This is a genomic window from Candidatus Puniceispirillum marinum IMCC1322 (assembly GCF_000024465.1).
GTDB classification, from domain to species: domain Bacteria; phylum Pseudomonadota; class Alphaproteobacteria; order Puniceispirillales; family Puniceispirillaceae; genus Puniceispirillum; species Puniceispirillum marinum.
Genome location: NC_014010.1, coordinates 1,518,611 through 1,537,191, shown reverse-complemented (window position 1 = coordinate 1,537,191; position 18,581 = coordinate 1,518,611). Strand labels below are relative to the sequence as shown.

Sequence of the window (18,581 nt, the reverse complement as noted above, 5' to 3'; positions counted from 1 at the left end):
GTCAATCTATCCAGTCAGGCGGCTAACTCAAAAAGCCTAAGGCGCGCAATTTTATGAACTTCATTAAGGGCGGTGTTAAATTCGGTGGCTGGATCATTGTCGATGCGTTGATGAAAGGCTACCAGAATATCAGCACGTGACAAGCCACGCACGGCGATGATGAAAGGATGTCCGAATTTAGCGGTGTAATCGGCATTGAGATTCTGGAATTGTTCGAATTCGGCTTGCGAACATTTATCAAGGCCAGCACTGGCCTGTTCAGCGGTTGACTCGGCTGTGAGATTGCCCGCAATAGCCAGCTTGCCAGCCAGTTCGGGATGCGCGCGTAATAATATTAATTTGGCCTCGTCACTAGCTGCATCAACAATCACTTTCATTCGGTGCGCCAGCAGATCAGGTTCGTTGTCTGCTTTGCTGATGCCACCAGCCAGCAAACTTTTGGCAACCCATACTGAATGTTCATAAATGCCGCCAAGACAGTCCAGAATTTGATCTTCTGACATTTCGTGCAAGGCAAGTTTATTCATCAGTTCATAAGCCTTTCATGGGATCGCATTTGGGTTTGTATCAACTGTATGGATTAGTTTGCTAAATCAATGAAAAATTGTCATTCTAATTCTTAGCAATCATCACTATTTGTCAGGAGATTATAATGGGTCGATTGACTACCCATGTCCTAGATACGGCACGAGGCAAACCCGCGGCACATCTTGAAATTGATCTTATCCGCATAAAAGGTGAAACACAGACGGTTTTGAAAACAGTCTTAACAAATGCTGATGGCCGATGTGATGCCCCCCTGCTTGAGGGTGATGCGCTAGAGCGTGGCCGGTATGAGTTGGTTTTTCATGCAGCATCCTATTTGCGTGAAATGGGGGATGATTTGCCAGAATTTCCGTTTTTGGATGATATTGTCATTGCCTTTGGCATAGATCGTGATGATCAGCATTATCATGTACCGTTATTATTATCGGCTTATGGTTATTCGACCTATCGTGGTAGCTAATGGAGATGGCGTGCGCACCTATCTAACCTTTGTTCTGAATGGTGAAATACAGACAGTTGCTGGCATTGCTGGTGACATAACGTTGCTGACATGGTTGCGTCGTGAACGAGGGCTCACAGGATCAAAAGAAGGTTGCGCCGAGGGTGATTGTGGTGCCTGCACGGTTGTTGTTGCGCGTGCTGACGGCAAAGGCCGTCTGATATGGCGACCCGTGAATGCCTGTATTCTGTTTATGGGGATGCTTGAAGGTAGCGCGGTGACAACGGTGGAAGGTATCAGCGGACCGGATGGTGAATTGCATCCCTGTCAGCAGGCCATGGTTGATTTTCACGGATCCCAATGCGGCTTTTGCACCCCTGGCTTTGTTATGTCGCTATATGCGGCCTGGTGTAATCAGGACGGACTTGCGGCTAATCAAATTGACGACACGCTGGCTGGAAATTTATGTCGGTGTACTGGCTATCGACCGATTGTCGATGCGGGCCTGACATTGGCAGGCAAGGCGAAATCAACCTGGGAGAGCAAGCGCCAAAAGGCTGAAAAAGCTCTTTTATTAGGCATCCAGCATGATGAAATGATCGAAATTTCGGATGGGAAAAAAGCATTCGCCGCGCCGCTGAAACAAACGGACTTTGCCAATATCTATGCCGATGATCCGGCGGCAACGATTGTGTCGGGTGCCACCGATATTGGTTTATGGGTAACCAAACAGCACCGCCAGCTATCACGTATGGTCTGGACTGGCCGCGTTGACGGGTTTGATGGTATTGAAGATGATAAAGCCAATCTGATCATACGGCCTGCTGTAACGCATCAGACAGCGATGGAAAGACTGGGCAAAAGATGGCCAGCTGTTTCAACATTATTACGCCGATTTGGGTCTTTGCAGGTGCGCAGTTCAGGCACGGTTTGCGGCAATATTGCGAACGGGTCGCCTATTGGCGATTTGCCACCATTGCTCATAGCTCTTGGTAGCCAGATCGAGCTTCGACAAGGTTCCAAGAAACGCGTCATGAAGCTAGAAAATTTCTTTATCAGCTATGGTGCTCAGGATCGAAAACCAGATGAATTTGTTTCGGCTATTCTAGTACCAAAGGTAAAAGCACCATATCTGCGCTGTTACAAGCTATCTAAACGGTTTGACCAAGATATTTCAGCCGTGATGATGGCGGCAAATGTCACTGTAAAGAATGGCATCATCATTGATGCGGTTATTGCGTTTGGTGGTATGGCCGGAACACCGATGCGTGCCAGGGCAGCAGAACAGATATTAATCGGTGGCTCGTTTAATGAAGCCAGCTTTATTGCCGCCGCATCCTTGCTGGGTGATGATTTTACGCCTCTTAGTGATATGCGGGGCAGTGCAGATTACCGGATGCAGGCAGCGCGAAATCTGGTGCTGAAATATGGCCTTGAAATCACCGGACAATCGCATGTCGAACTAGCAGGGGGCGGTGTTTCGGCGCTGTTAGCTGACTAGATGCCCCGGCTCGATGCTACATCACCGCAAACGGCACTACATGAACCTGTTCATCATGATAGTGCGCATAAGCATGTTTCAGGACGTGCCCATTATACGGACGATCTGCCTGTGCCGCAGAACACCTTGCAGGTTCTGATTGCCCAAAGTCCGCATGCGCATGCCCGTATCATCAGTATGGATCTGTCGGCTGTTGCCAGTGCCGAGGGGGTTGTTGCTGTGCTGTCGGCACAAAATGTGCCTGGCATAAATGACTGTAGCCCGGTTGCTGGTGATGACCCGATTTTTGCTTATGATACGGTGTCCTATGTCGGCCAGTCGGTATTTGCTGTAGCTGCGGTTGATATGGCTTCGGCGCGTGCCGCCATAGGCCTTGCCAAAATAGACTACGACATTTTGCCAGCCATTGTGACGATTGACGAAGCGATGCAGGAAGGTACCTTTTTAGGGCCTGCGGCGACCATCTCGACAGGTGATGCCGATGGCGCCATTGCGGCCGCGCCCCATCATCTTGATGGACGCATTGTCATTGGCGGACAGGAGCATTTCTATCTTGAAGGTCAGGCAGCGTTGGCGGTGCCAGGTGAAGATGGTGACATGACGCTTTATTGTTCTACCCAGCATCCAAGCGAAATCCAGCATAAAGTTGCCACGTCGCTGGGGTTGGCTAACCACGCTGTCACTGTTGAAACACGGCGTATGGGTGGGGCTTTTGGCGGCAAAGAAAGCCAGGGCAATCTGCCTGCCATTACGGCGGCGATTGCAGCCAAATTAACAGGCCGACCAGCCAAAACCATTTATGACCGTGATGATGATTTTATGCTGACTGGCAAACGGCATGATGTCCGCATTGATTACAGTGTCGGTTTTGATGATGATGGCAAGATTCGCGGGGTTGTTTTCGAGCAGGCATTGCGCTGTGGCATGTCATGGGATTTGTCAGAGTCTATTGCCGCGCGCGCCATGTGCCATGCTGACAATGCTTATCATATCAAAAATATGCGGATTATTTCGCATCGGTGCCGCACCAATACCCAGTCAAACACGGCCTTCAGGGGGTTCGGGGGGCCGCAAGGCATGGTTGGCATTGAACGTGTTATCGATGCTGTTGCGCATCATCTGGCGCTTGATCCGCTTATTGTTCGCCAACGGAATTTCTACCCGCATAAAGACATATCTGATCATGGTGTCACCCCCTATGGGCAACCAGTCGAAGACTGCGTTATTCAGGACATTGTTAGCACGCTGGTAAAGACCAGCGCCTATACAAAGCGTCGCAAAGCTGTTGAACTGTTCAACAAAGCTAATCGCTATGTGAAACGTGGCATTGCGCTAACGCCCGTCAAATTCGGTATCTCTTTTAATAGTAGTTTTTTGAATCAGGCGGGGGCTTTGGTGCATGTGTATAATGACGGTTCCGTGCATCTCAATCATGGTGGTACCGAAATGGGGCAGGGGCTTTACACAAAGGTAGCCCAGATCGTTGCCCATGTATTTTCGATTCCGCTTGAAACGGTAAAAATCACAGCCACAACGACAGGTAAAGTGCCAAACACATCAGCAACGGCAGCATCATCCGGAAGTGATCTTAACGGCATGGCAGCGATGCGCGCCGCACATGCGATCAAGACGCGGATGCAGGATTTTCTGGCCGAGCAATCGCAGATCGATCCAAAAGATGTTCATTTTAGTGATGGCAAGGTGTTGGTTGGTGACCAATATTACAGCTTTGCCGAGGCGGCGCATCGTTGCTATATGGGGCGGATATCACTTTCCTCAACAGGTTTTTATGCAACGCCAAAAGTGCATTGGGACAAGCAAACACTTACCGGACGCCCGTTTTTTTATTTTGCCTATGGCGCCGCCTGTAGCGAGGTCGTTGTTGATCTCTTGACAGGTGAGAACCGGATTTTACGCACTGATATTCTGCATGATGTGGGCAAATCATTAAATCCGGCACTTGATATTGGTCAGATTGAAGGTGGCTTTGTGCAGGGGGCGGGTTGGCTGACAACCGAAGAACTGGTCTGGAACGAACAGGGGCGTTTGATGACGCATGCGCCTTCGACATATAAAATACCTGCCTGTTCAGACAGACCGGTTGATTTTCGTGTTGCCCTGTTTGCCGAGGGGGAAAATAGTGAAGCCACAATCCATAAATCAAAAGCTGTTGGTGAGCCGCCATTAATGCTAGGCATCAGTGTTTTGATGGCCTTATCGCATGCGCTTCAATCGGCAGGAGAAAGTGGTGAATATCCTGCGCTTGATGCACCTGCGACTTGTGAACGCTTGTTAATGCGGTCAATTGCGCTGGGAGGGCCTTGTGTCTAAGCCTTATTACAAGGGGCAAAATGTCAATCAGGGGAATGCTGGCTGGCTCAATACGGCTATTGCGCTGCTCCAAGGCACAGACATTGTTATCCATGCCAGCGTCATTCAGGTGCGCGGGTCAGCACCCCGTGCCGTGGGTGCCAATATGCTGATTATGGCCGATGCGATATGGGATACGATTGGCGGCGGCGCGCTGGAATTTGAAGTGATGCATCAGGCACGTAGTGATATTACCATGATACAGACCAGTCCCGTTGATTGGCATCGCCATGTCATGGATATCGCCCTTGGCCCTGATATGGGACAATGTTGCGGGGGGCATGTGCGTGTATTGCTCGAAGCCCTTACCAAGGCTGATCTGCCAGTGCTAGAAAGGCTGGCTGATAGTGATCAGCCTGTTTTGCATCCATTAAAAGCGGGTCAGCCACTTGTGCTGGCAGATAGCGCTGCCTTTGGGGATGGCGCATCAATAACGGCTGATAAAACGGGCTTTATATTGCCGAAAATACCCTATCAAAGACCATTATTCATCTATGGCGCCGGACATGTTGGGCGGGCACTGGTACCTGTCATTGATGGGCTGGGCTTTGATGTCTATTGGGTCGATATTGCGCCAGACAGATTTCCACCAGTCATTCCTGAAGGGGTTTCCGCGGTGACAGCGCGTGACCCAACATTGATTGCGGCACGCGCGCCAACAGATGCTTTTCATCTGGTTATCACCCATTCACATGCGCTTGATCAGGCCATCTGCCATACTGTTCTGGCAGGCCAAGGTTTTGCCCGCCTTGGCTTGATCGGCTCAAAAACCAAAAATGCCCGTTTTCGGAGTCGTCTTGGCAAGGCGGGAATCACGGATGATGTTCTGGCACGATTGACCTGCCCTATCGGCATTGAGCTGGTTACCGGAAAACAACCTGCTCGCGTTGCTATTTCGATTGCCGCGCAGCTTGCTATATGGCAACAGGAACTTGATTGTGATGGGGCGTTTTCATGATCGCGTATTGTTCTAATATCACATATGATCATAACGTCTTCTGGGGTGTGTATTTGCTGACAGAAATGGAGATTGTCACATGATTGATTATCTGTGGATATGGTCAGAAATGCTGATCCGCTGGGTGCATGTTATTGCGGGCATTGCCTGGATCGGGTCGTCTTTTTATTTTATTGCGCTTGATCTCAGCCTGAAGCCAGGCAAACAGCTGCCCGATGAAGCACATGGGCAGGCGTGGCAGGTTCATGGGGGCGGTTTCTATAACATGGTCAAATATCTGGTTGCGCCAAAGCGGATGCCGGATGAACTGACATGGTTCAAATGGGAAGCCTATGGGACATGGATTTCGGGTATGGCACTGATGGCGCTGGTTTATTATGGTGTGGCAAGCCTGTATATGATCGATCTTGAGATTCTTGATATTACTGAATGGCAGGCCGTGGCCATAAGCCTTGCGGGCATTATTCTTGGCTGGGCGGTGTATGACGGCTTGTGCCGAAGTCCACTTGGGCGTGATGATACGATGCTGGCTGTGGCAGGATTTGCGTTTCTCGTGTTGCTTGCCTATGGCTATACCCAGATATTTTCAGCGCGCGGCGCCTTCATGCAAATGGGTGTTATGATCGGCACGATGATGGTTGCCAATGTGCTGATGGTGATTATTCCGGGGCAATCCAAGGTGGTGGCGGCGCTCAAAGCAGGTGATACGCCCGATCCGGCTTACGGAATTCGGGGTAAACAGCGATCTCTGCATAATAACTATCTGACCTTGCCAGTGATTTTTGTCATGCTTGGCGGTCATTATCCGATGGTATTTGCGACCGCCTATAGCTGGATTATTTTGGCGCTTGTTCTGGTTATAGGTTGTGTGATCCGGCATTACTACAACACCAAGCACAAAGGACTGCCAGCTCCAAATTGGACATGGTTTGTGGCTGCTGTACTGACAGTGCTGGCGATGTTTCTATCCTATGCCGGTGCACCGCAGGCTAGCTATGACGAGGCCAGCTATGGCCGTGGCGCAGAGTTGCATGCCCATGCTGTCGAGCTTGTTATCGAGCGCTGCAGTATCTGTCATGCCGAGGTGCCACAATGGGATGGCATGGCGTTTGCGCCTAAAGGCATTCTGCTTGAAAATGAAACTCAGGTGATAGCGCTGGTTGATGAAATCTTCTGGCAGTCGGCGCAATCACATGCTATGCCGCCGGGGAATGTGATATGGGTTGAAGACGAAGAGCGTGCCATGCTGGCAGCGTGGCGGGCGGCTATGCGCGCGGGCGAGATTGAGGACAGTTAATGGGCGATTACCCGCGTGATCTGGTTGGTTATAATGGCCAGCCGCCACATGCATCTTGGCCAGATGATGCGCGCATCGCCGTGCAGTTTGTGCTGAATTACGAAGAAGGTGGCGAAAATTCTATTCTGCATGGTGACCCAGCTTCGGAAATGTTTTTATCCGAAATCATTGGTGCCGAACCGTTTCAAAATGCGCGTCACATGTCGATGGAATCGATCTATGAATATGGGTCGCGGGCTGGTGTATGGCGTATTCTTGATCTGTTCAGGGCGCGTGAAATTCCAATTACGCTTTTTGCTGTTGCCATGGCGATGCAAAGGCATCCGCAGGTGATCGAACAAGCCCTCAAAGACGGTCATGAAATTGCCTCGCATGGTTATCGCTGGATCAATTATCATGGCATGAGCGTAGATGAAGAACGTGCGCATATGGAAAAGGCGATTGCAATCCATAGCGATATTTGTGGCGCGCGACCGTTGGGCTGGTACACAGGCCGCACCAGCGCCCATACGCGTGATCTGGTGGCTGCAGAAGGTGGCTTTGTTTATGACGCCGATGATTATTCGGATGATTTACCATTCTGGAGCAAACAGGTCGCTTCACCGCATCTAGTCGTACCCTATACGCTTGATACAAATGATATGCGCTTTGCAACCGCACAGGGGTTTCATACGGGCGATCAATTTGCCAGCTATCTGATTGACGCGTTTGACACATTATATGCTGAAGGTGCAACAAGCCCGAAAATGTTGTCAATTGGTTTGCATTGTCGCCTGATTGGCCGCCCAGCTCGTTTTGCCGGTTTGGTGAAATTTATTGATCATGTGCAAAAGCATGAAAAAGTGTGGATGGCCAGACGGCTTGATATTGCCAAACACTGGATGAAAACGCACCCCTATCCTGGACAATGACAATTTTACTAAGTTACGTAATCTAAAGAGGCATAAATGAACAATGAATTTCCGCCAGCCGAAGCTATGGGTCTGGTTAATCTGGCATCACCTAGGATGGGTACAGAAATTCATTCGGTAAGCGATGATTTTTTTGCCGAAGCACCACGTATGCTAGCTGATACGGTACCGGTATTTGTGCCGGATAAATTTGACGATCATGGCAAATGGATGGATGGATGGGAGTCACGCCGACGCCGCCATGGTGGCCATGACTGGTGTATTCTGCATCTTGGCGAAACCGGAACCATTCGTCTTGTCGATGTTAATACAGCCCATTTTACCGGTAATTATCCGCCTGGTGCGATGCTGGAAGCGGCATATTGTCCAGATGGTGATATCGGCAAGGCTGACTGGAAAACGGTGATTGGTGAAACCAAGCTCGGGCCGGATGCGCATCATCTGCTGACGGCACATGATGTAGGGCCTGTTAATATTGTGCGGCTCAACATCTATCCGGATGGCGGCATTGCCAGACTGCGTCTGTTTGGTGATGTGCAACGTGATTGGTCAGGTCTGGGCGATACACCAGTCGAATTATCGGCGTTACGTTCGGGTGGCTGTATTCTGGGCTATAATGATGCGCATTACGGTGACGTAAATGCGCTGATCTCTGAAGGGCGCGGCCAGACTATGGGGGATGGATGGGAAACCCGCCGCCGCCGTGAACCAGGGCATGACTGGATCGTGGTTCGTCTTGGTGCTACGGGGCTGATTTCAGATATTGAAGTCGATACGGCGCATTTTAAAGGTAATTATCCGGATAGATGCAGCCTTCAGGCTGCATTGATCGAAGGCGAAGTTGATCTGGATGCCGCCGAAAACTGGCCTGAACTGATGGGCGAAAAATCATTATCGGCAGATAATATTCATAAATTCAACCATGCTGATCTCAATGATGTGGGGCCGATAAATGTCGTGCGTTTGAATATTTTCCCTGATGGCGGCGTGTCGCGATTGCGATTATTTGGCAAAGTGGTGACATAATGGACAGCCAAAAGCTATATGTTCAGACGCTAACCAAGGGTGCCTTTGCGCCTTATGGCACGGTGATTGAAACAGATGGTGCCCAGCAGATTAGCATTAATCAAGGCACCACGACGCGGTTTGACGCGCTGGCGAAAATCGATGTTGCATATGAAGGTGGCATACCCATTATTTCCCTATTTCGGGGAACACGCCGTCCCCGTCCGATTGAAATATCTATGCTTGAACGGCATCCACTTGGCTCGCAGGCCTTTATGCCGCTATCCAATCATGATTGGCTGGTTGTTGTGGCCCCTAGCAATGCCGATGACAGCGCGCCTGATTTTGACCAGCTTGTCTGTTTTCGGGCTACTGGTAGTCAGGGGGTCAGTTATGATCGGGGCATATGGCATCATCCATTGCTGATATTAGAGGAAAGTCAGGATTTTCTGGTTATGGATCGTTCGGGTCATGGTCATAATCTGGATGAGGTCTGGGCAGAAAATACGGCTGCTCAAATTGATCTCTGATATGGTTTAGATGATTGTTAAGCGGTCATTAAATGATGTGACATACGGCGATGTTCGGCAAGCAGCTTGTTCATATCCATTGTGGTTAGCTGTCCCTCAGCTACGACAATTTTGCCATTGATAATCGTATAATTTGTTTTAACCGGCCCGCAGAATATGAGTGATGCTACGGGATCCCAGTCACTGCCAGCAAAATCAATCGTGCGCCTGTCAAACGCGGCAATATCAGCGGCATAGCCAGGTGCCAGAATGCCAATGTCATTTCGGTTCAGAACCGAAGCACCTCCGACCGTGGCAAGGCGCAAGGCCTCACGCGCTGTCATGGCGTCACCACCTTGATTGACACGTTGGAGAAGCATGGTCTGTCGGGCTTCGTTCAGCATATGAGCACTGTCATTCGATGCTGATCCATCGACGCCAAGACCGACTTTCATTCCAGCATCGAGCATGCTGCGGACAGGGGCAATGCCACTGGCAAGCCGCATATTGGAACATGGACAATGCGCCACGCCCGTGCCTGTGCGGGCAAATAGGTCAATCTCGTCATTATTCAACTGCACACAATGCGCATGCCAGACATCATCACCTGTCCAGCCGACAGCTTCGATATAGTCACCTGGCCGCATACCAAAGGTGGCGAGGCTGTAATCGATATCTTCGACATTTTCGGCAAGATGCGTGTGCATGCCAACATGGTAGGCACGTGCCATAGAGGCGGTTTCACGCATAAGATCCATGCTGACCGAGAAGGGTGAGCAAGGGGCAAGTGCAATGCGTTGCATAGCATAGGGGCTGTCATCGTGATGTTCTTCGATCAGGCGCTGGCATTCATTCAGGATATCAGGCTCATGTTCGGTCAGATTATCGGGAGGTAAGCCACCTTTTGACTCGCCAATGCTCATCGAACCCCGTGTGCCGTGAAAACGAACACCAATATCAGACGCGGCAGATAAGGCGTCATCAAGCCGTGCACCATTGGGATATAGATAAAGATGGTCTGATGATGTCGTACAGCCGCTTAAGGCAAGCTCGGCAAGCCCAAGCGCCGTTGACCAGTAAATATGGTCGGGGCCGATATGGCTCCATATTGGATAGAGTGTTTGCAGCCAGCCAAATAGCGGGGCATTCTGGGCGGCAGGTACCGCACGGGTTAAATTCTGAAATAGATGGTGATGGGTATTGACCATGCCAGGAATAACAATATGTCCGGTAAGGTCGAGAACAGTGTCGGCTGATGTGGGAAGCTGACTGGTGTTGGCAACCTGCTCGATAACGCCGTCACGAATGAATAAACCGCCATTTTGAATTTCGTTTATATCACAGGGGTTGTCCTGTCCACCAGGTGCCATGGTACAAAGAATATCAGCGTTCTTGATAAGAAGTGTTTGCCCTGACATTTGTTAATCCATTTGATCTAATTAATTTTTGCAAGCGCCGCCAAAAGATTTTGACGGCGCCCAAAGTTAGTTTTGAGATAGGCAATAATTAGTCTGCATCCTCAGGTAAAAGCATGTTCATTACCACGGCAAGCACGGCAACTGGCAACAAACCCGAAACCATCAGCATTTCAAAGCTATCGGGCAGATGCTGCATCGATTTTGGTACAGCTTGCAATCCAAGGCCAACAGATAGCGATGTGGCCAGAATGACCATATTGCGGCGGCTCCAATGCACATCTGATAGCATATTGATGCCAGCCGAAACGACCATACCGAACATCAGGATCACACCCCCGCCAAGTACCGAAATAGGCATTGCGGAAATAATGGCGCCGATCTTTGGAATAAAGCCGCAGATGATCAAGAAAATACCTGAAATAGTTACTACGCCCCGGCTCATCACGCCAGTCATTGAAATCAGGCCAACATTCTGGCTAAAGGATGTGTTTGGCAAGCCGCCAAAAATGCCCGCAATCGCGCTGCCAAGCCCGTCAGCATAAGTGCCGCCAGCTAGTTCTTCGTCAGTCGCTTCACGGTTAGCACCACCTTTGGCAATACCAGAAATATCGCCAACAGTTTCAATCGCACTCACGATTGACATCAGCATCATACCGATAATCGCAAAAGCGCTGAACTCAATGCCATATTTGAAAGGTGTTGGCACAACAAACCACGCGGCTTTGGCGACGCCGCTAAAATTGACAACGCCAGTCACGATGCCAACAAGATAACCAGCGATCAAGCCAAGCAAAATAGCCGCTGAAGACGCGATACCACGGGTGAAGAATTTAAAGCCAAGGGCAACAATGATAACGGTCAGAGCCAGACCCCATTTGCTGAAATCACCCCATTCTGGAGCATCCATCTGGAATGCGGCTGCACCGCCTGCCGCATATTTGATGCCTACAGGAAGAAGCGCTAAACCAATAGCCATGATCACCATTCCAGATACCAGAGGTGGGAATAAATGACGGATGCGGCCAATAATAGCACCAAGGAAGGTGTGGAATATGCCCGCAACAATGATAGCACCCATTAGTGTCGCCATGCCGCCAGCTTTAACGATGCCTATCATGATAGGCACAAAGGCAAAGCTAGTACCCTGCATAACAGGTAACCGGGCCCCAACAGGCCCTATACCAATCGTTTGAAACAAGGTCGCAATACCAGCAAAAAGCATGGCCATCTGGATTAGAAACACCATATCTTCGCCGCCAAAGGCAAAGCCTGCAGCGCCAGCAATAATGATTGATGGTGTTACATTACTGGCAAACATTGCCAGAACATGCTGTAGCCCCAGCGCCACTCTTGGCCCCATAGGCAGTTCATAATTAGGATCTTGTAGCTGTTCGCTACTTGCGATTTGATTGTTGCTCATGTCATCCCCCATATTGTTAGAATTAAGTGACGTTACGTTGGAAGAGCAGATAGTGGAAGAAAAAAGCGTTTGGCGAATGATGGGTTGTTATTTGCCTGTGCAACGATTGCCGTCAGTATCAATCCCGCATCACAATTAGGATAATTTTAAATCGCCGCACATTGTGAAATTGGGTTGCCACTTACAACCTTATGTGTAGGGTGAATAATGGGTTTTACGAAGAAAAATAAAATAAGATGTTTAATAAAAGGGAGAGTTATAAATGAAAAATTTCAGTTTATTCAAAGTGGCTGGCCTTGGTGTCGCTGCATTATCATTCCTAGCAGCACCATTGAGTGTTTCGGTAGCAAATGCGGACACCGTTCTGACAGTGTCTTCATGGGCCAGCCCAAAGCATGCTATGAATGCATCAGTATTCCCATGGATGAATGATGAGCTTAAAGCTTGTTCAGGTGGTAGCCTTAGTTTGAAAGTCGAATATGGTCTGGCACCGCCACCAGCACAATATGACACTGTTCGTGACGGTGTTGCTGATCTGTCCTGGATGGTACATGGCTATACGCCGGGTAAATTCGAGACTACAAAGATTGCTGAATTGCCGGGTCTCTATGGTAAGTCCGAAGCCGTGTCAGCCGCGTTTCAGGCGACATGGGAAAAATACCTAGATGCCGCTAATGAAGCCAAAGGCGTTGAAATGCTCACAAACTTTGTGCATGGCCCGGGCATGATTCATACGGTCAAGCCGATCTCGTCATTTAAAGATCTCAAAGGCATGAAACTTCGTGTTGGCGGCGGTGTTGCGAATGCTATCGGTCGTGCTTTGGGTGTTGCTGGTGTGAATGTGCCGGCACCAAAGGTTTATGAAACTATTTCATCTGGTGTTGCGGATGGTGTGTTCTTCCCGATGGAAACCATGTACGCCTTTAAAGTTGCTGAACTTGCTAAACATACCTATCGGAACACCGATGGCATTTATACAACATCATTCGCCATTCCGATGAACAAAGATACCTATGATGGCCTGTCAGCGGCGCACCGCAAATGTATTGATGATATGCGTGGTGTAAAGATGGCAGCCAAAGTTGGTTCATTCTGGGACGCGGCTGATGACCTTGGCATGGCTAAAGGTCTTGAGGTTGGTCTGGTTGTAACGGATGCCAGCGATGCAGATAAGGCCTATTTCAGAGAGTTGACAGCAGGCATTGAGGCCGACGTTCTGGCTGAGATTGATGGTCGTGGCGTGGATGGCAAGGCTGCTCTCGCCTTTTTCAAGTCGCAACTCTAGACCAGAGATATCTCTTTTGTGTTTGGGTTGATAAAATCAGCGGAACGGTTGGCTGAAAATACCAGCCGTTTCGTGTCTAATTTAGCAGCAATAATACTGTTTTTGCTGGTCGTTCTGACCTGCGTAGATGTGATTGGCCGCTACTTTATATCGATGCCTGTTGTTGGCGCGGTCGAACTTGTGCGCATATGTATGGCAGGCATTATTTTCTTTTCTCTCCCGGCTATGTTTTTCCGGAATGATCATGTGACAGTTGATTTGATAGGCTTTTTTGGCAAAGGCCGGATTGGCTGGATTATCAGTATTGTGATGTTGGTTATTTCGATTTATGTGGCCTACCGCATAGGTGATCGTGTGTTCGATTATGCTGTGCGCGCATTGGAAGATGGTGACAAGACAGAATATCTGGGTATTCCCCGGGTGATTACCGTGTCCTTTATTACGTTATCTATTTATGCGGCGGCGGTGCTGGCCTTTATCCGTTTGCTGGTTTTATTTTCAAATCCCAGCAAAGATTTTTCTACCGATGGTGAGGATGTTAAATGACCGTTGCGTTGATTGGTTTTGTGGCTGTTCTTGTGCTGGCCTTTATGCGGATGCCGCTGGGTATTGCGCTGGGTCTTGTCGGCGTGATTGGTTTTGGCGAGCTGGCAAGTTATCGGGCGGCGATTTCAAGTGCCAGCCGACTGGTGATTGATTCAGGTCAGTCCTATGGGTTGTCGGTTGTTCCTTTGTTCATTCTGATGGGGCTGATGGTTGAGCGTGGTGGCATGGCGCGTGAATTATACCGTGCGGCTTATGTGTTTTTGGGACATCGCAAGGGCGGGTTGGCGATGTCAACAATTTGTGCCTGTGGCATGTTTTCAGCGATTTGTGGATCGTCTTTGGCGACAGCGGCCACCATGTCCAAAGTCTCTATGCCTGAAATGCGGCGTTATAAATATGACGACTCACTTGCCACCGCGTCGATTGCGGCAGGTGGTACGCTGGGTATTCTGATTCCCCCAAGTGTTATTCTGGTGATTTACGGATTGATGACCGAAACCTCAGTTGGAAAATTATTTATTGCTGGGGTTTTGCCGGGACTAGTCGGTGTTCTGTTCTATCTGCTTGCGGTGATGGTTGTGGTTTCGCGCAATCCTGCGGCTGGACCAGCAGGTGAAAAAAGCAGCTGGGCAGATCGGCTGATTGCGCTTCGGGATGTATGGACCACGCTGGGTTTATTTATTTTTGTAATTGGGGGCATCTATGTTGGTGCCTTTACGCCAACCGAAGCGGCTGGAATGGGTGCGGCAGGCGCGATGCTGATCGCATGGCGTCGGGGAGCCCTGAATATATCTTCGGCGATGGAAGTGCTCCGCGAGACAGCGGTGACGTCGGCCAAGTTGTTTTTGCTGTTATTTGGTGCCCTGATCTTTTCAAATTTCGTCAATCGGGCGGGATTGCCGCCAGCGCTCATCGACATTGTCACAAATTTTGACGTTTCGCCTTTGGGCGTAATTTTTATCATCCTGTTGATTTATGTTTTGCTGGGATGTGTGTTTGAATCGATGTCGATGATCTTGTTGACAGTTCCAATCTTTGCACCGCTAGTCGAAGGGTTGGGGTTTGATTTGATCTGGTTTGGCATTTTGGTGGTTGTCGTGACCGAAATCAGCCTGATAACGCCGCCGATTGGTTTGAATGTCTTTGTGCTCAAAGGTGTGCTGAAAGACGTTTCGGTTAAAACCATTTTCAAAGGTGTCACACCATTCTGGGTCGCTGATATTTTGCGGCTAACGCTATTGACATTAGTACCAGCCATTTCATTATTACTGCCTTCTATGATGTGAGTGGCCACAGCCGATAAATTTAGCGAGCTCTTTGCGTGCGCCAGCGATCATAAAACTGTGAGATAGCCAGGCCGGTCAGAATAATGGCTAAAGCAGAAATAAAATGCCCAGGCAAGGCTTCGGACAGGGCTATGGTCCCGATAAGAACCGCCCAGACAGGCACCTGATAATTGACTAGTGACAAGAAGCTGGGCCCGGCACGATTTATCAGCACTGTCAGTAGCAAAGTCGCCAGCGCGGTCGGGAAAATGGCTAGATAGAGCATTCCTGCTAATGCGCCCGTTTCCGGAATGGCCGGAATGCCTTCAATATAAAATGCAGTTGGCAAAAGCATAATGCTACCTAGCATGAGGCCTGTTGCGGAATAGGACAGGGTGCTAATTGGTGGACAAAGGCGTGTGTTGATTGACCCGATGGCATAACAGCAGCTCGCCATTACACAGGCAAATTGTGCCGTCATCATAAGTTTTGACTCAGATTCCAATAGGGCAAAAGACAGGCCAAGTTGGTCACCGCCAACTAGCATGACAACCCCGCTAAAACCGAATAGAAAGCCAACGCCCTTGGCTAAGCTCATCCGTTCACCGGGCACCATATAATGCGCTAGTGGCAAAACAAATAAAGGTACAACAGCCATGCAGATACCCGCAAAACTGGAAGTAACGATCTGTTGTCCCCATGACAATAATGTAAAAGGCAGCACGTTGGTAAAAAGCCCCATTGCAAAACAATGTAGCCAAATACGCCGGCTGGTTGCGGTGTCAAATCTGGGCAGGCCATCCCCAAAAAACACGGCTATGAATAACAGAATAATAGCTGCAATTGCTACGCGCCCTGCGGCGATGCTAATGGGTCCATAGCCGGTAAGCGCCATTTCAACACCCAAAAAACTGGCGCCCCATATCAGCCCTAGAACGGTAAGGATCATCCAGTCCTGAAAGGTAGGCGATGCAGATATTATTTTGGTTGATGCCATAAGGGGACGCTACCAGAAACAAACGATAAAGACATAACTATATTGCGCCCATGAAAAGACAGCCGCCTGGAAGGGCGGCTGTCTGGGATGTTATATTGGTGCTGAATGGACAGCGTTAGGCAACATTCTGCTGACGCATATCATCAGGATTGATACCAGCGACTTCAACAGGCTTTTTCATCGCGTCGCGACGGAAAGGCTCGCCTAGTTCCTGATTGAGCATGACTTCGATAAATGTTGTCTTGCCATCTTTCATTTGTGCATCAATCGCTGTGTTCAGTGCATCTGTCAGACCGTCCATGCTGGTTGCGACAATGCCTTCAACGCCACATGCCTTGGCAATGCCAGCATAAGAAACCTGCTGGTCAAGCTCGGTACCGACAAAATTATCTTCGAACCACAAAGTTGTGTTGCGCTTTTCTGCGCCCCACTGATAGTTGCGGAAGATCACCATTGTGATGGCAGGCCATTCTTCACGACCAATCGCAGACATTTCATTCATTGAAATACCAAAGGCGCCGTCACCAGCAAAACCGACAACCGGTACATCGCGCTTGCCAATCTTGGCACCCATGATTGCAGGAAGACCATAACCGCATGGACCAAACAAACCTGGTGCCAGATACTTACGGCCTTCTTCAAAGGCTGGATAAGCATTACCGATGGCACAGTTATTGCCGATGTCTGACGAGATGATTGCATCTTTCGGCAAGGCTGACTGAATCGCGCGCCATGCCATACGAGGTGACATTTTTTCTGGCTCACGTCCGCGTGCACGCTCGTTCCATGTTGTGCCCGGATCATCATCCTCATGGTCAAGCGAGGTCAGTTCCTGCGCCCAAGATGATTTTGTATCGGCAATCAGTGCGACACGTTCTGCACGTCCCGCATTACCAGCATCATCGCTAACCTTAGCAAGCAAGCTGGTTGCGACTTTCTTGGCATCACCAACAATACCGACAGAAACCTTTTTGGTCAGGCCAATACGATCAGGGTTGATATCAACCTGAATGATTTTGGCATCTTTTGGCCAGTAATCGATACCGTATCCTGGCAATGTCGAAAACGGATTTAGACGTGTGCCTAGTGCCAGCACAACATCGGCTTTGGCAATCAGTTCCATGCCTGCTTTGGAACCGTTATAACCCAGCGGGCCGGCAAAAAGCGGATGTGATCCTGGGAATGCGTCATTATGCTGATAGCCACAGCAAACAGGGGCATCAAGCTTTTCAGCAAGTTTGATCGATGCGTCGATCGCATCGCCAATGACCACACCAGCACCGTTTAGGATGACTGGAAACTTGGCCGTTGAAAGCAATTTGGCCGCTTCATTAAGGGCTTGTTCACCACCGCTTGGGCGCTCAAACTCGACAATAGCAGGCAACTCGATATCGATGACCTGCGTCCAGAAATCACGTGGAATGTTGATCTGTGCTGGTGCTGAGCAACGCTTGGCTTGCAAGATAACACGGTTCAAAGTCTCGGCAATACGGGTTGGGTCGCGTACCTCTTCCTGATAGGCAACCATATCCTTGAACAAAGCCATCTGTTCGACTTCCTGAAAGCCGCCCTGACCCAAGGTCTTGTTAGCCGCTTGCGGGGTTACCAGAAGCAAAGGTGTGTGGTTCCAATAGGCCGTTTTAACAGGTGTTACAAAATTTGTAATACCAGGACCATTCTGCGCAACCATCATTGACATCTCGCCAGTTGAGCGTGTGTAACCATCGGCCATCATACCTGCGTTGCACTCATGTGCAGCGTCCCAGAATGTGATACCAGCCTTTGGGAACAAATCTGAAATAGGCATCATGGCTGAACCAATAATACCAAAAGCATGCTCAATACCATGCATTTGTAAGACTTTTACGAAAGCCTCTTCGGTTGTCATTTTCATTTACTTAACCCTCTTTGAATACGTTGATCAGGCGCCCTAAAATACGTGATGACTAATGCTTCGCCTGAAAGGTAATGCGGTTAGCCGAATATGTTGTAAAGGCTTGGCATAGCCAAGGATGTCTTTTATCTACTATGAATTTTGAGCCAAGCCAAGCCGACTTTGGAACCAGATCCATGTAAAAATAGATCCAGATGCGGATAAAATGCTATTGCTGTGG

At 49.4% G+C, this 18,581-nt stretch carries 16 protein-coding genes; 11 read left to right on the top strand and 5 right to left on the bottom strand.

Annotated features, from left to right (window positions below; all coding sequences use genetic code 11):
* Positions 1-14 precede the first annotated feature (14 nt).
* Complete coding sequence (gene uraD, locus SAR116_RS07135; RefSeq protein ID WP_013046252.1) at positions 15-527, bottom strand: 2-oxo-4-hydroxy-4-carboxy-5-ureidoimidazoline decarboxylase; 513 nt, start codon at positions 525-527, stop codon at positions 15-17.
* A gap of 125 nt (positions 528-652) precedes the next feature.
* On the opposite strand from uraD, the gene uraH reads away from it, so the two are divergent.
* The 8 genes from uraH (at position 653) to SAR116_RS07095 (ending at position 9,557) form a co-directional block, all read left to right on the top strand.
* A complete protein-coding gene (uraH, locus tag SAR116_RS07130) occupies positions 653-1,006 on the top strand; it encodes a hydroxyisourate hydrolase (RefSeq protein WP_013046251.1) in 354 nt (117 codons plus the stop codon).
* A gap of 10 nt (positions 1,007-1,016) precedes the next feature.
* Complete coding sequence (gene xdhA / locus SAR116_RS07125) at positions 1,017-2,486, top strand: xanthine dehydrogenase small subunit (protein WP_238531127.1); 1,470 nt, start codon at positions 1,017-1,019, stop codon at positions 2,484-2,486.
* On the top strand, positions 2,487-4,817 hold the full coding sequence (gene xdhB / locus SAR116_RS07120) for a xanthine dehydrogenase molybdopterin binding subunit (protein WP_013046249.1): 2,331 nt from the start codon (positions 2,487-2,489) through the stop codon (positions 4,815-4,817). It abuts the gene before it with no gap.
* Complete coding sequence (gene xdhC / locus SAR116_RS07115) at positions 4,810-5,814, top strand: xanthine dehydrogenase accessory protein XdhC (protein WP_013046248.1); 1,005 nt, start codon at positions 4,810-4,812, stop codon at positions 5,812-5,814. The genes xdhB and xdhC overlap by 8 nt, the downstream gene beginning before the upstream one ends.
* Before the next feature lie 79 nt (positions 5,815-5,893).
* Positions 5,894-7,111 (top strand): urate hydroxylase PuuD, encoded by a 1,218-nt coding sequence (locus SAR116_RS07110; protein ID WP_013046247.1) that lies wholly within the window; start codon positions 5,894-5,896, stop codon positions 7,109-7,111.
* Positions 7,111-8,022, top strand: a complete 912-nt coding sequence (puuE, locus tag SAR116_RS07105; protein ID WP_013046246.1) for an allantoinase PuuE — start codon at positions 7,111-7,113, stop codon at positions 8,020-8,022. The genes SAR116_RS07110 and puuE overlap by 1 nt, the downstream gene beginning before the upstream one ends.
* 36 nt (positions 8,023-8,058) lie before the next feature.
* Entirely contained in the window at positions 8,059-9,048 is a 990-nt protein-coding gene (gene alc / locus SAR116_RS07100) for an allantoicase (protein WP_013046245.1), read from the top strand.
* A complete protein-coding gene (locus SAR116_RS07095; RefSeq protein WP_013046244.1) occupies positions 9,048-9,557 on the top strand; it encodes an ureidoglycolate lyase in 510 nt (169 codons plus the stop codon). Before alc ends, SAR116_RS07095 begins: the two co-directional genes overlap by 1 nt.
* Positions 9,558-9,574: 17 nt before the next feature.
* Here the strand turns inward: SAR116_RS07095 and SAR116_RS07090 are convergent, their stop codons facing one another.
* Both SAR116_RS07090 and SAR116_RS07085 read right to left on the bottom strand, forming a co-directional pair.
* Positions 9,575-10,954, bottom strand: a complete 1,380-nt coding sequence (locus tag SAR116_RS07090; RefSeq protein ID WP_013046243.1) for an 8-oxoguanine deaminase — start codon at positions 10,952-10,954, stop codon at positions 9,575-9,577.
* A gap of 88 nt (positions 10,955-11,042) precedes the next feature.
* Entirely contained in the window at positions 11,043-12,374 is a 1,332-nt protein-coding gene (locus SAR116_RS07085) for a uracil-xanthine permease family protein (RefSeq protein WP_013046242.1), read from the bottom strand.
* Positions 12,375-12,636: 262 nt separating this feature from the next.
* On the opposite strand from SAR116_RS07085, the gene SAR116_RS07080 reads away from it, so the two are divergent.
* From SAR116_RS07080 to SAR116_RS07070, 3 genes are read left to right on the top strand one after another with little or no spacing between them, the layout of a single operon-like run.
* Positions 12,637-13,659, top strand: a complete 1,023-nt coding sequence (locus SAR116_RS07080) for a TRAP transporter substrate-binding protein (RefSeq protein ID WP_013046241.1) — start codon at positions 12,637-12,639, stop codon at positions 13,657-13,659.
* A gap of 18 nt (positions 13,660-13,677) precedes the next feature.
* A complete protein-coding gene (locus SAR116_RS07075) occupies positions 13,678-14,205 on the top strand; it encodes a TRAP transporter small permease (RefSeq protein ID WP_013046240.1) in 528 nt (175 codons plus the stop codon).
* Entirely contained in the window at positions 14,202-15,491 is a 1,290-nt protein-coding gene (locus SAR116_RS07070; protein WP_013046239.1) for a TRAP transporter large permease, read from the top strand. The genes SAR116_RS07075 and SAR116_RS07070 overlap by 4 nt, the downstream gene beginning before the upstream one ends.
* Positions 15,492-15,510: 19 nt before the next feature.
* Here SAR116_RS07070 and SAR116_RS07065 read toward each other — a convergent pair whose 3' ends face one another.
* Positions 15,511-16,467 carry a DMT family transporter gene (locus tag SAR116_RS07065; protein WP_190275430.1) on the bottom strand — a complete coding sequence of 319 codons (957 nt, stop codon included), beginning with the start codon at positions 16,465-16,467 and terminating at the stop codon, positions 15,511-15,513.
* Positions 16,468-16,582: 115 nt separating this feature from the next.
* Positions 16,583-18,361, bottom strand: coding sequence for a sulfoacetaldehyde acetyltransferase (gene xsc, locus SAR116_RS07060; RefSeq protein ID WP_013046237.1), 1,779 nt, complete (start codon positions 18,359-18,361; stop codon positions 16,583-16,585).
* Positions 18,362-18,581: the final 220 nt, after the last annotated feature.